The 13749-nt window shown below is 51.2% G+C and carries 11 protein-coding genes; 3 read left to right on the forward strand and 8 right to left on the reverse strand.

What is annotated here, in order from left to right; genetic code table 11:
• Positions 1–1025: 1025 nt before the first annotated feature.
• Complete coding sequence (locus SD425_RS22800; protein ID WP_324672612.1) at positions 1026–2342, forward strand: T9SS type A sorting domain-containing protein; 1317 nt, start codon at positions 1026–1028, stop codon at positions 2340–2342.
• A gap of 109 nt (positions 2343–2451) precedes the next feature.
• Here SD425_RS22800 and sdaAA read toward each other — a convergent pair whose 3' ends face one another.
• Positions 2452–3357 carry an L-serine ammonia-lyase, iron-sulfur-dependent, subunit alpha gene (sdaAA, locus tag SD425_RS22805; RefSeq protein WP_324672615.1) on the reverse strand — a complete coding sequence of 302 codons (906 nt, stop codon included), beginning with the start codon at positions 3355–3357 and terminating at the stop codon, positions 2452–2454.
• Between the two features lie 214 nt (positions 3358–3571).
• Positions 3572–4033: a peptide-methionine (R)-S-oxide reductase MsrB gene (msrB, locus tag SD425_RS22810; protein WP_324672617.1), complete on the reverse strand. Its 462-nt coding sequence runs from the start codon at positions 4031–4033 to the stop codon at positions 3572–3574.
• Positions 4034–4323: 290 nt separating this feature from the next.
• Between msrB and SD425_RS22815 the strand changes: the two genes are divergently transcribed.
• Positions 4324–5841 carry an NAD(P)H-hydrate dehydratase gene (locus tag SD425_RS22815; RefSeq protein ID WP_324672619.1) on the forward strand — a complete coding sequence of 506 codons (1518 nt, stop codon included), beginning with the start codon at positions 4324–4326 and terminating at the stop codon, positions 5839–5841.
• Between the two features lie 35 nt (positions 5842–5876).
• Here the strand turns inward: SD425_RS22815 and SD425_RS22820 are convergent, their stop codons facing one another.
• The 3 genes from SD425_RS22820 to pafA form a co-directional block, all read right to left on the reverse strand.
• The gene (locus SD425_RS22820) at positions 5877–6770 is read right to left on the reverse strand and encodes a UbiA family prenyltransferase (protein WP_324672620.1); all 894 of its coding nucleotides are present in this window, start codon (positions 6768–6770) and stop codon (positions 5877–5879) included.
• Positions 6771–7083: 313 nt separating this feature from the next.
• Entirely contained in the window at positions 7084–7671 is a 588-nt protein-coding gene (locus SD425_RS22825; RefSeq protein WP_324672621.1) for an inorganic diphosphatase, read from the reverse strand.
• A 214-nt stretch (positions 7672–7885) separates the two neighbouring features.
• The gene (gene pafA / locus SD425_RS22830) at positions 7886–9598 is read right to left on the reverse strand and encodes an alkaline phosphatase PafA (RefSeq protein WP_324672623.1); all 1713 of its coding nucleotides are present in this window, start codon (positions 9596–9598) and stop codon (positions 7886–7888) included.
• A gap of 152 nt (positions 9599–9750) precedes the next feature.
• Between pafA and SD425_RS22835 the strand changes: the two genes are divergently transcribed.
• Positions 9751–10479 (forward strand): HAD family phosphatase, encoded by a 729-nt coding sequence (locus tag SD425_RS22835; protein WP_324672624.1) that lies wholly within the window; start codon positions 9751–9753, stop codon positions 10477–10479.
• 72 nt (positions 10480–10551) lie between these two features.
• Here SD425_RS22835 and atpG read toward each other — a convergent pair whose 3' ends face one another.
• The 3 genes from atpG to atpH form a co-directional block, all read right to left on the reverse strand.
• A complete protein-coding gene (atpG, locus tag SD425_RS22840) occupies positions 10552–11442 on the reverse strand; it encodes an ATP synthase F1 subunit gamma (protein ID WP_324672625.1) in 891 nt (296 codons plus the stop codon).
• Positions 11443–11533: 91 nt separating this feature from the next.
• The gene (gene atpA / locus SD425_RS22845) at positions 11534–13114 is read right to left on the reverse strand and encodes a F0F1 ATP synthase subunit alpha (RefSeq protein ID WP_324672627.1); all 1581 of its coding nucleotides are present in this window, start codon (positions 13112–13114) and stop codon (positions 11534–11536) included.
• A 9-nt stretch (positions 13115–13123) separates the two neighbouring features.
• Positions 13124–13684, reverse strand: a complete 561-nt coding sequence (gene atpH, locus SD425_RS22850) for an ATP synthase F1 subunit delta (RefSeq protein WP_324672629.1) — start codon at positions 13682–13684, stop codon at positions 13124–13126.
• Positions 13685–13749: the final 65 nt, after the last annotated feature.

Raw genomic sequence — 13749 nt, forward strand, 5'->3', positions numbered from 1 at the left:
TACCTTACTGCGCAATTTTCATAATGACTTATAAATAGAATCTTAACAATTGATTTATTTGTCTTATTTGAATATTAATTAAAATAAATTATTAGTCCTATTCAATTTAAACCAGCTTAAGAGTCATTTACTCATTAAACTTTAATAATATTTTATTATATAAATCATACAACACGTGTTTGGACATTTGGTATAAAAACAATCTAAAATTTACTTCTATCGTATATTTGCCGTCACTCATCCAATTAGTTAGTGGTAACATGCAAAAATCTGTACATTCTCACCCACTTTATTCTTCCTTATATCTAGCTGTATTTAGGAAGAATTTTTCTCTTCTGCACCGGGCCCTGCTGCTAGCAGGTTTTACTTTACTGTTGAGCGGGTTTTCTATACCTGCGAAGGCTTCTGATTTTTTCAAAAACTTCGTCGTTATCAATTATGGAGGTGGTACTCCTAATCAATATTACTCCACCAAGGCACCGAGTGATGTGCCGAACGATAAGTTCGACAACAAAGACCTAGGGACCTTCGATCGTACAAGCACAACTAGGACCCTTGTACTCAACGGAGCTGAGGCAAATACTTTTAATCAAGGTAGCGATGTTACTGCCACTCGGATGTGGTATCGCATTTACCCAGAAACTAACAGATCAGGCTCTTTCTCTTCCGTTGAGCTAGGATATCGAAATTCGAGCGGCGTTAACAAACTCTGGGATCAGACGGCTCAAGGTATCAACCTAGTTAGCTTAGCTACTGGTAATGGCAAGTATGTATTAGAGGTATATTTCGAAGGCAACGAAAACAACAATCCCACTCCTTCTATCTACGATAGCCAAGGCTTCGACAGGAATTACAGAGCAACGTTTACGGTAAGAGGAGCTTTGCCAACTACGTGGACTGGTAACGTAAGTGAGGATTGGAATACCCCGGGAAACTGGACTAACAATGTACCAACCAGCGAAAATGACGCATTAATTCCGGTAGGTCCAACTAGATTCCCTAACATTATAGCTGGCGCTTTTCAAGTGCACAACTTAGTTATCGACGGCAACGCACCCAATAACAAGGCAGTACTCAAACTCACAGATGGCCGCTTAGAAGTTTTCGGCAATTTTAGCAATGCACAAGGCGGTTTTGAGCAAGGCGGCGGTGTGTTCCAGCTAGCCGCAAACGGAGATCAATCGTTCGACGGAGACAACTTTTTCAATTTTGAAGTAAGTGGTAGTGGCAATAAGAAGCTAATCGGCCAGATGACTGTGCAAGGTGAGTTGCGCTTTCAGGGAGGTATTCTCATGACCGATCCTACTTTGCCGACGACTAATAACGTAACACTGCTTGGTAACGCCACGATGCAGAATGAGGCGGAAAATACTTACCTAAGTGGTACCGTCACCGCCCGCCAGGTGGTCAACCAGGGAGATGTTGCTAATTTCGGTAACTTAGGTTTACGCTACGAAAAAACCAGCGCCAATGCTGGCGAGACGCTAGTAACTCGTATTACGAGTATTTCTTATCCATCGGCTAGCAAAGCGGGTCAAAGCGTACGGCGCTCATTCAATGTTATTCCTGCAAATGATGTTACCGCTCAAATCACGTTTAATTACCTGGATGTTGAGCGGGGCAGTCTGAATGAAAACCTATTAGTACTCTATCGTTCCACTAACGGAGGTGCTACATTCGACCAACTCGGCAAAGATGGCCAGAGCACAGCCAATAATTTTGTGTCTAAAGGGCAAATACCTGGCTCGGGACTTTTCACAGTAAGCGTAGAACGAATTCCTCTACCCGTAGCTCTCACCAGCTTCACCGCCGCTCGCCAAGGCGCTGATGCCGCCCTAACTTGGGTTACAGCACAAGAGGAGAACAACGCTGGCTTCGACGTGCAAGTATCGACCGACGGTTCCTCCTTCCGCACGCTTACAACCATCACGCCCAAGTCGCCAAACAGCAGCATCGGCGCTACCTACAAGTACATCGACCAAGAGCTAGGTAAGACTGGCATTCGCTACTACCGCTTGCGCCAGTCAGATGTAGATGGCAAAGAGTCCTTCTATGGCCCTAAAGCAGTCGAGTTTGGTGATGCTGCCGTGGCTTTCTCGGCCGCTCCCAACCCTTTCAACTCAGAAGTTATGCTCACCGCACAGACAAGCGTTGCTGGTGCCGCTACGCTGCGTCTCACCGACATCAATGGCCGTACAGTCCGGGAACAAGCGCTGAGCCTTAATAAAGGAGTATCGACTCTACCTATGTCTGACCTTGATGCCCTGAAGGGTGGCATGTACTTCGTACAGCTTACCCTACCAAATGGTCAGGTACAGCGTCTGAAAGTGCTGAAGCAATAGCACAACGTAAAACCATCAAAAAAAGCCGACCTAGCTAGGTCGGCTTTTTTGTTTTCAACGCTTTAGAATCTAGTTGATTATACTCGTCGTCGCATGTTTTTGCTCTGCATCACTCAGCGGATTCATCGGGCAGGATGTTGATATCTTGTACTAACACGCGCTGTTCAATCTGACGGCCTCGCGGAGTATTGGCCAAGCCGCCCAGGGCGGTTTCTTTGTAGCGTGTTTCCATGCTTTGCCCCACCTCCCCTAGCGCGGCTACGCACTCATCAACAGGAATGACAGGGTCGACGCCTGCAATGGCGATCTGAGCTGAGGAGAAAGCAATAGCAGCGGCCGACGCGTTGCGCACAACGCATGGCACTTCCACCAAGCCAGCTACTGGGTCGCATACCAGACCTAGCATACACTGAATAGTGATAGCAACTGCGGCAAAAGTTTCTTCCACACTACCACCCAGGCAATACACAATGGCACCGCTGCCCATGGCCGCGGCACTACCCGTCTCCGCTTGGCAGCCTCCCACGGCGCCTGCCAAGGAAGCGTTTTGTTCGATAATCAGTGCGATACCTGCGGCCACCAGCAGCCCTTCCAAGATGGTGCGGTCTTCAAGCTTGTGTAGATCTTGCAGGGTAACCAGCACGCCGGGCAGAATACCAGAAGCCCCCGCCGTAGGGGCTGCTACCACCCTGCCCATGCACGAGTTTACCTCTTTGGCGCCGAGTGCCCGGGTAACAAGTTGTTTGAACTCAGGGGAAAGCACTGTTACGGGTGAGGCAGCTATTTTCTTAGCGCCGTTGTTGATCATGCCTGAGCGAGAAGTCATGTTTTCGGTCAGGCCGGCGTGTACAGCATCGCGCATCACGTCGTAAGCGCGTTGCAAACCCGCCCAAATCTCTGCTTCAGTGCGGCCTTTCTGCTCAATCTCATAGTCGAGCACTGGCTGATACAGGGGCTCCTGCGTTTGGGCGCAGTGAGCTTGCCAACTAGCAAAATCTGTGAAAAGCAGTGACATAAAGCGGGAAGGCTAAAGGTGTAGTAAGTAAGATACGGTAAGTTCGGCAGCATCTGGTGCGCTCTGCAAGCGACGCAGGTACTGTGCTAGTCGATCTACCTCCGTAGAACACGTAATTACCAGCCTGAGTGCAACCTAGGTTTGTCATCTTCACACAAATAAAAAGCGGCTGACAAGTCAGCCGCTTTTGTTCTTTCAGCTTACGCAAGGGTGTTTACACCGCCTCTTGCTGCGCTTTCACCAGTTTGATGGAAGCCGAATTGATGCACAGGCGCAAGCCGCTCGGCGGCGGCCCATCCGGGAAAACGTGGCCTTGGTGTGCATCGCAGACGTTGCACAGTACTTCTACGCGCGTCATACCATAGCTCGTGTCTTTCTTGTATTTCACGGCATTCTCCTGCACGGGCTGCGTAAAGCTAGGCCAGCCCGTTCCCGACTCGAACTTAGTGCTCGAATCGTAGAGTGGGGTGCCGCAGCACACGCAGGCGTACAAACCGGGTTCGTGTGCCTCGCAGTATTCGCCGGTAAACGCCCGTTCGGTGCCGTGTTGGCGGGTTACGTGATATTGCTCGGGGGAGAGCTGCGCTTTCCACTCTGCGTCGGTTTTCTCCACCCGATGATCGGGCGCAGGGCTGCCGTGGTTAGCAAGGCGGATAACATCATTCCAAGTTTGCATGGCGTTCTAATTACGAAGTCAAATCAAAAGGTACTCTATATCTGCAAACGCAGTCAGCGGCCGGAAGTTTAAACCCAACCGTTGACTACTCAGCAGCGGAGCTTATAGCACCTAGCTTGCCGCTTGTAAGCGCTTATTGCTAGGTTACTACAGCCCAGTTCTCATCAACAACTTGACGTGCGTACTCGTTCGCGGCTGAGTCGCTTTACCAAGCTTAGCCGACCAGCTTGGCCGATGCTACGTAGAAAACCGACGCAGACCTCACCTTTTACGCCCTGACACCCACTGTTATGAAGATTCTGACGGCCGCCCAAACTAAACAAGTCGATCAGGCAACCATCCGAGCAGAAAACAGCAGCTCCGATCTGCTTATGGAGCGCGCCGCTACGGCCTTCACCGATTGGCTTACCGCTCGCCAATCGCCAGCAGAAGCTGGTGAAGTCTTGGTATTGGCTGGCCCCGGTAACAATGGGGGCGATGGTCTGGTTGCGGCTCGGTTACTCCACCAACGCGGCTACCAAGTGCAAGTGCTGATCCTACCGGCTGAAAAGCATTCCACTGATTTCACCACTAATCGGCAGCGCTTACCTGCTGCTGTGCCAGTAGCGGAGCTAGCTTCCGAACAGTTGCCAACCCTTACGCCTAGTACACTGGTCATTGATGCTTTGTTTGGCACCGGTCTGAGCAGGCCATTGGAAGGCTTGGCGGCTACAGTAGTGCACCACCTCAATACCGCACGCGCTCGGGTAGTCGCCATTGATATACCATCGGGCTTACTCACGGATGCGCCTCAGCCCAAGGATAGTGCCGTTGTGCAAGCGCGTCACACCATCAGTTTCGAGCTACCAAAGCTAGCTTTCTTACTTCCGCAGAATGCCAAATTTCTCGGCGAATGGCACCTACTTCCAATTGGGCTGAACCGAGAAGTCATCGAGCAAATGGACACGAACATGCACTTCGTGGACGCTACGCTGCTGGCGGGCAAGCTTCCGAAGCGAGCCAAGTTTGGGCACAAAGGCACCTACGGTCACGCGTTGTTGCTAGCCGGCAGCAAGGGCAAGATAGGCGCTGCCGTGCTAGCCACTAAAGCATGCCTACACAGTGGTGTTGGGCTGCTCACACTACGCACCCCAACAGTGGGCTACGATGTAGTACAAACCATAGTGCCCGAAGCCATGGCTTTGGTCGATCCGCACTATGACTTCCTAACGGAGCTACCGGACCTAAAGTCCTATTCAGCTATTGGCATGGGACCCGGTATAGGTCAGGAAGCAGCCACGAAGGAGGTTCTAGTGCAGTTACTACGTACCGCTAACGTACCACTGGTGCTCGATGCGGATGCGCTAAACTTGCTTGGCCAGAACCGCGACCTACTCGACCTACTTCCACCTGATACGCTGCTTACACCACACCCCAAAGAGTTCGAACGCCTCACAGAGCCTGCCCGCGACGATTACCACCGGTTAGAGCTTCTACGCAACTTCTGTCAGCAGCATCACTGCTATGTAGTATTGAAAGGTGCTTACACTTGCCTAGGCACCCCAGAAGGCAACTTCTACTTCAACAGCACTGGCAACCCCGGTATGGGCACTGGTGGCAGTGGCGATGTACTTACGGGCGTACTCACCGCTTTGCGCGGCCATTCCTTTTTGTCACCGCTGGATGCTGCGCTACTTGGCGTGTATGCGCACGGCCGCGCTGGCGACCTAGCTGCCCAGCAGACCGGCGAAGCTGGCCTGAGCGCCGGTGACATCACGCGCTTCCTAGGCCCCGCCTTTCAAGAGCTGACAACAACAGAACCCTTCTAAAGCCAACTACTCACAGGCAGCTGCTTATACCTGGTTCAAGAAGCTAGGTACACTGCGATAAACTGCACTAGCAGCACGCCATCCGCCAGGAGCGCGAAGTAATAATCGGGGCGCGTTTCATCAGCAAACCAAATGATAGCACCGGCTAGCAACGTAGGCAAGGACAGCACGAGTACATGGTGAAAAGCCGCGCCTTGTGGAATTAGGAAGTTGGAAAGCACTAACGCTACCAAGGCGACCACCTTGGTAGCACGTACCCCGAATACGCCTGGAAAGGTACGGGTACCCGTGAGTTGATCCTTGGTGTAATCCCGAATGTCAAATACAAAGGCGAGAGCCAGGATAAAGAGAAAACGCCGGCCAAACAGCACCAATACTACAGGTGAGAGCAAGGGCTTGCCTAGGTAAAAAGCTGGAATCCATACCGTAACAGCCGCCCACACATAAGCAATGAGAAATACCTTTAGCAGTGGAAAATCACGCAAGGCGCGCCACTTGCCTCCCACTCGCATAACGGGCAAGGAATATAGCAGCGAAATAGCCGCCAAATGACCCAGAAAAACTAGCAAGTGTTGCCAACCATCTAGCCAGAAAAGTACCCCAGCTATAGCCAGGGCGCCCAGCGCTAATAAGAATAACTCACGCCGGTGGTTGATCATCCACAGCTTGCGTTCCGACAAAATCAGCCGCTGACTGTGTTTATAAGGCAATACACTGTCAATGTTGTAGAGGAACAGCGTTGCCGTGAAGATCATGATAGCTAGGCGCGGCGGCACATCAGCGCGCCAGAATAAAAACGTCGCCCAGGTAAGCCCAACCGCCGCAGCCGACAACCATACGCTACTGTACAAAACCGCGTCTACCCAACGCTTCAACCCGGCAAAGGAAGTAGAGGCAGAAGTAGGTGTAGGTTGACTGGGGTTCCGCATGTTGAAGCGTATACGTGAGTGGAAAACAAGCCACTTCAAGAAGGGTTAAATAATTTCTTATTGGCCTCTTCTTTCCAGCTAAGAATTACCTCTTGTCCTGTTCCGTCTGAGAGTAGCTAGGTCAGCATAATGGCTTCTAACCAACAAAATTACCTAGCTGGCAGCAGCCATATCATCAACACTAGTGCTGGTAATGGAAAAGCCAGACATTTGCTTCTGCTCCAGCCTAAACAACAAAAACCTTCCACACTCAAGCGCGGAAGGTTTTTGTTGTTTAGGCTAGTAACTGTCCAGCCCTAAGCACTTGTTCAGCTTACAACTCGACGTTAGCAGCCTGTTGGGTTGGCTCTGGCGTAGCGCTTCCCAGCGGGAAAGTTTCGTTATACAGCTTGATGCTCTCTTCGATGATGCGGTAGGCATCTTCGCGGCCCATGAAACGCTCTACAACTACTTGCTTATGCTCTAGCGCTTTGTAGTCTTCGAAGAAGCGGCGCATCTCCAGCAGCGTGTGTGGCGGCAAGTCAGCGATGTCGTTGTAGTGGTTTACCGATACGTCGTTGGCAGCTACGGCAATGATCTTGTCGTCTTCCTCGTCTTGGTCTACCATCTGCATCACGCCGATTACTTTGGCCTCGATGATGCACATCGGTACCACGTCGACAGAACAGATAACGAGAATATCAAGCGGGTCTTTGTCGTCGCAATAGGTTTGGGGAATAAAGCCGTAAGCCGCAGGATAATGCACAGCCGAGAATAATACGCGGTCTAGCTTGAGCAAGCCACTTTTTTTATCAAGCTCATATTTACCTTTCGATCCTTTCGGGATTTCAATGATGCCGTTTACAATACTTGGCGTCTTCTCGCCACGCTCAACGTCGTGCCAGGGGTTAAAATGGTCCATTTTCTGAGAGAATAAGATGATTAGGTCCAGGGAGTGAGACCTTGTGGGTATTTCAAAAATAGGAAGGAGTGAGCAGAAATGTTACAAAAAATCCCAGAAAAAATCAGGTTTTTGCTATACTCCACAGCACTAGGAAAGTAGAGGCTTATCTACGTAGCAGCAATTACAAAGTTGAACTATTTATATGTGCTCCTTGCTAGGCCTCAAGCACCAGCTACTTAGCCAATACCTCCAGCAAGGGTGTACCGGTGCAGCCGTCTGGCTCCTGAATATGGAGGAAGCGCGCTATAGTCGCGGCTATGTCTGTGATCTTAGCAGGCACATACGATTCGCCTTTCCGAACGTGCCAACCCCAGAATAGCAAAGGGACGTGCGTATCGTAGGCAGAAGCGCTGCCGTGCGTGGTACCGCGGCTGATTGGGTAAGAATATGCCTCAAGCCAGCCGGGCTCCAGCACCACTAACACGTCGCCGCTGCGCTTAGGGAAATAGCCGTTTTCCAGGTACATCAACATTCCGCTTTCCCAGTGAGACTTCTGCACATCGTCGGCAGTAATGGCCCGCGTGACGCCTGCAAACTTCAGCATCACCTCCGCTACTTCCACCTGGAAGTTGTGCAGGTCTAGCTTTTTTTGCGCAATTAGGGGCCGGTTCAGATATACCTGCTGGTTTTCGTAGGTGAGCACCCAGTTGCCGGCCCCGTGCCGGCGAACTAGTTCGTGCTGCAATGAGTCGCGCATAAGCGTAGGCCCAACCGAGCCCGCCGGAATCTTCTTATCGCGCAAAAACTCGGGCGAGTGAGCCGCGCCGTGGTCAGCACTCAAGAACACCAAGGCCTGCCCCTTCCCTACCGTCTTGTCGAGATAGGTCAATAAACGAGCTAGGTCTTGGTCTAAGCGCAGGTAGGTATCTTCCGTCTCAATGGCATTCGGCCCAAACTGGTGCCCCACGTAGTCGGTGCACGAGAAGCTCACGGCCAAGAAGTCCGTAATACCTCGTTGACCCAGCTGCTCAGCCCGCACCGCCTCCAACGCAAAATCGGCGGTTAGCGAATTACCAAACGGGGTTGAGCGTATCAGATCATAATTCGCCGACTTGGTAGCAACCGAAGCATCTGCCCCTGCTCGTTGGCCCGCTTTGGATGCCGCAATGTCAATGCCGCTTAACTGCGGCAAATTGTGAGGAAAAACTGGTTTGCTTTCGCCTTTGAAAGCGCCTTCCCATGCTACATCGTCGGCTGTGCTCTCCGTGTATTGCCCGATGGGCAACAACGTCTCCCAAGGCTTTGACAAATATTGCTCGGATAATTTCCGGTTGTTGAACTGCACGACCCACTCCGGCAGCGCCTGCTGGTAGAACGTGCTACTGATGAAAGCGCCGTTGGTGCCATCGTACCAGTAAGCCGCATTGGCCGCATGGCCAGCTGGCAGAATGGAGCCACGGTCTTTCATGCTCAAGCCAATCACCTTTGCTTGAAAATTAGTAGCTAAGCGTAGTTCGTCCGTGATGGTAGAAGTCAGCATATGGCGCGGCGACTGTTGACCAGCGGCGACTGAGCCACCTACTGACTGCACAGTTTTGTCTTCCGTCACGTACGTGCCCTTGCCCTCCTCGCGCACCCACCAGTTGTTGCCCACAATGCCGTGCACCGAGGGAGTAGTGCCCGTGTAGATGCTAGCATGCCCTGGCCCGGTATAGGTCGGCACGTAATTATAATGCGTATTCTCGTAGCTAAACCCCTCTCCTAGCAACCGCCGAAAGCCTTCGCTGCCGAACTTATCCCAGTATCGGTAGAGATAATCGTAGCGCATCTGATCTACCACAATGCCCACCACTAGCTTGGGCCGTTCCAGCGCTTTTCCTTTCTTCTGACCAAACGCTGTGCCCGCCAATGCAGCAGTCATCAGCAAGAGTAGGGTCTTTTTCAAATGCAAAAAGTTAAGTAACACGATTTGAGGCTAGCCCAATCAATTTCCCAAAGATAGATTCACAAGTTGAATCTCAACTCTAGCGGCCAAAGCTAGGTGTCTTGCGTAGGTAAGGGCTATTACGTTTTTGTTAAACGCTTTCCAAGCTTATAATGCCTACTGACCAATCTTACGCGCTCATCTTCGACATGGATGGCGTGATCATCGATAACACGGATTACCAAGCAGAAGCCTTTCAGCTACTCTTTCGTGAACATGGCTTAACTACCAACGCCCAGCATTTGCTCGAACGCCTGAATGGCATGCCTGCTACAGCTATTTTGAAGACCGTTTTTCAAAACCCGGTGCCTGAGAAAGAGTTGAAGCGCTACGCTGATCAGCGTGAATTTCTCTACCGAGTGTTGTACTGGGAGAAACGCAAAGAGGTAAAGGGCTTAACCGACTTCCTGCGTGCTGCCCGACAAGCAGGTTTCAAGATTGCCCTAGGCACTGGCTCTGCCCCCGACACGATTGGCTATATTATCGACCACCTGCACCTACGCCCGTTCTTCGATGTAATCACGGGCGCGGCCGACGTGGAAAAGGGCAAGCCTCATGCCGACACCTTTACTGTAGCAGCGCAGCAGCTAGGTGTCCCGCCCGAGCGTTGCGTGGTATTTGAAGATGCCGTGCTCGGTGAGCAAGCGGCTTATCGAGCTGGTATGCGTTGCATTTGCCTAGACACCTCTGTGGAAGCCAGCAAATTTCAGAGCCCTATCAGGGTCATTAAGGACTTTACGGAAGTCGTGCCACAAGATATAATTACGCTCTTAGAACAGCACCCGACGGTTCCAAAGCCCGATAAACAACGAGCGCAACGACAATACATGAAGCTGTCGTAAAACCTAGCTTTACAAAAAAGGCCCGCCTCTAGACAGAAGCGGGCCTTTTTTGTAAAGCTAGAGTGTCGTTGTCTAACGGCTCGATGCTAACGCTTCAGCACCACCTACGATTTCGAGAATCTCAGTAGTGATAGCCGCCTGACGCGTGCGGTTGTATGTTAACTTGAGCGACTTGAGTAGCTCACCTGCGTTTTCAGTAGCCTTGTCCATGGCTGTCATCCGAGCGCCATGCTCAGAAGCATTGCTCTCTAACACGGCTTTGTACAGTTGGATCTTCAACGACTGCGGAATGAGCGTCTGCACAATTTCTTCCTTCGAAGGTTCGAAGATATAGTCGACGTTTGCAGTAGTAGCAGCTTCAACAGGAGCCTCGGCGGGTACTAGCGGCAGCAACTGTTCATAGCGCACGATTTGCGTCGCAACGTTCTTGAACTCGTTGTATACCATCGTTACCTCATCGAACTCACCCGTGCGAAAACCTTCCATTGCTTGCTCAGCAGCAACTCGAACCGTATCGAAAGAAAGCTGGCCGAAAACGTGAGTATACTCACCTAGAATTGGACCACGCTTCGAGAAGTAATCATGAGCCCGTTTGCCAATAGCCATTACGGTGATATTGCCAGCAGCAGCTTGCGTAGCGTAGCGCTCTGCAATCAGTTGGTTTACTCCTTTGAAGATGTTGCTGTTAAATGCACCAGCAAGACCACGGTCAGAAGTAATGGCGATAATGAGTACTCGGTTCGCTTCACGCTGAACACCGTACTCACTTACCATGTCATCACCAGCTAGACTAGTTAGGTTGCTCAGAATGCTGTTGAGGCGCTGTGCATAAGGGCGCATCCGCAGGATGTTATCCTGAGCCCGACGCAGCTTAGCCGCCGCCACCATTTTCATGGCTTTGGTGATTTGCTGCGTGCTTTGCACTGAGGTGATGCGGTTGCGGACTTCTTTTAAGCTAGCCATTTATTGAATGGGAATGTTGTTGGATAACTGAATGATTAACGGCTGTTTCTGTGTGAACGATTGACCATTAATCATTCAGCCATCCGACCATTTACTTCGCGTAAGCAGCCGAAAGATCTTTGGCTACTTGCCGGATTGCGTTCGTGATGTTATCATCCAGCTTGCCAGCTTTTAGGGCCTTCAGTTCTTCTGGATGACGAGACTGCATTACCTGACGGAATTCAGTCTCGAACGTGCGCACTTTGTCAACGGGCACTTTATCGAGCAGACCATTGGTAGCAGCGTAGATAATTGCCACCTGATCTTCCACTTTCACCGGCGAGAATTGCGGCTGCTTCAGAATTTCCAGGTTGCGACGTCCGCGCTCAATAGTCAGCTTGGTCGAAGCATCTAGGTCAGAACCGAACTTCGCAAACGCTTCCAATTCACGGAATTGCGCCTGATCAAGTTTCAGTGTACCAGCCACTTTTTTCATCGACTTGATCTGAGCGTTACCACCTACACGGCTTACCGAGATACCCACGTTGATAGCTGGACGCACACCTGAGTTGAACAGGTTGGTCTCAAGGAAGATCTGGCCGTCCGTAATAGAAATTACGTTCGTTGGAATATACGCCGATACGTCACCTGCCTGCGTTTCAATCAGTGGCAAAGCAGTTAATGAACCACCACCTTTTACCAGGTGCTTGATGCTTTCTGGCAAGTCGTTCATGTCGCGGGCAATAGCATCGGAAGCGTTGATCTTCGCGGCACGCTCCAGCAAACGGCTGTGCAGGTAAAATACGTCGCCAGGATAAGCTTCACGTCCTGGAGGGCGACGTAGCAGCAGCGACACCTCACGGTAAGCTACAGCTTGCTTCGACAAGTCATCGTAAACAACAAGAGCCGGGCGGCCCGTGTCACGGAAGAACTCGCCAATAGCGGCACCTGTGAATGGCGCGAAGAACTGCATCGGCGCTGGGTCAGAAGCCGAAGCTGCTACCACAACCGTGTAGTCCATAGCACCACCGCGCGTCAGGGAGTTTACCACCTGCGCAACGGTCGAAGCCTTCTGTCCTACGGCTACGTAGATACAGAACACGGGCTCACCGCGCTCAAAGTACTCGCGCTGATTCAAGATAGTATCAAGCGCCACCGTCGACTTACCCGTCTGACGGTCACCGATGATCAATTCCCGCTGGCCACGGCCAATCGGAATCATAGCGTCGATAGCTTTGATACCTGTTTGTAGCGGCTCGTTTACTGGCTGACGATAGATTACGCCAGGAGCCTTACGCTCCAAGGGCATATCGTAGGTTTCGCCTTTAATCGGACCACGGCCATCGATCGGCTGACCTAGGGTGTTAACAACACGGCCGATGATGCCGTCGCCAACTTGAATAGAGGCAATCTTATTTGTACGGCGTACAGTGGCTCCCTCTCGGATGTCGCTGTAGTCACCGAGCATTACGGCACCTACGTTGTCTTCTTCTAGGTTAAGCACCAACGCTTGTAAACCATTTTCAAATTCGAGTAGCTCTCCCGATTGAGCTTTGCCCAATCCGTAAATACGAGCTACCCCGTCGCCAACCTGCAGCACCGTACCGACTTCTTCTAGTTCGGCTTCGGTTTTGAAGTTGGATAACTGCTCCCGCAGGATGGCGGATACTTCATCCGGACGTACTTCTGCCATGATGCTTGTTTATAGTTGAGATTGGTGGGAGGTCTCTTTAAGAGTATTGCGCAACCTGTTCAAGCGGCTGCGTACGGAGTCATCGATTTGCCGATCACCCACGCGTAGCACAAAGCCACCAATGAGTTCCGGATCAACTTTCTCGTTAAGCGTTACACTTTGATGACCAGTTTGCTCACGCACCAGCTTCGTTACCTCATGACGCAGAATAGCGTTGAGAGGCGTAGCAGTTGTTACTTGAGCTACCTGAATACCACGTAGCGCTTCATATTGACTTTGAAACTCGGTAGCTACCCACTCGAGTGCACTTTCACGGTTATGCTGCGTGATAATAGTGAAGAACTTTTCCGTAACCTCTGACACCTTCCCTCCGAAGATGGCGCGCAGAATAGCTAGCTTTTTGTCGTGCTTCACAATTGGATTACGTAGCAACAAACGAAGGTCACGGTTCTGCCCCAATGTCTTGGCGAACAGATCCATGTCCTCTTTTACTTGCTCTATATTTCCCCGCTCCTGCGCCAAGTCTAGCATCGACTTGGCATAGCGCGAGGCAGCGCGTTGTTCAGACATTGATTTTAGTATTGAGTAGTTGGCAGTGAGTACTGAGATAGTCTGGCGTCGGCTAACCGAAACTC

This window comes from Hymenobacter sp. GOD-10R (assembly GCF_035609205.1).
Taxonomy (GTDB): domain Bacteria; phylum Bacteroidota; class Bacteroidia; order Cytophagales; family Hymenobacteraceae; genus Hymenobacter.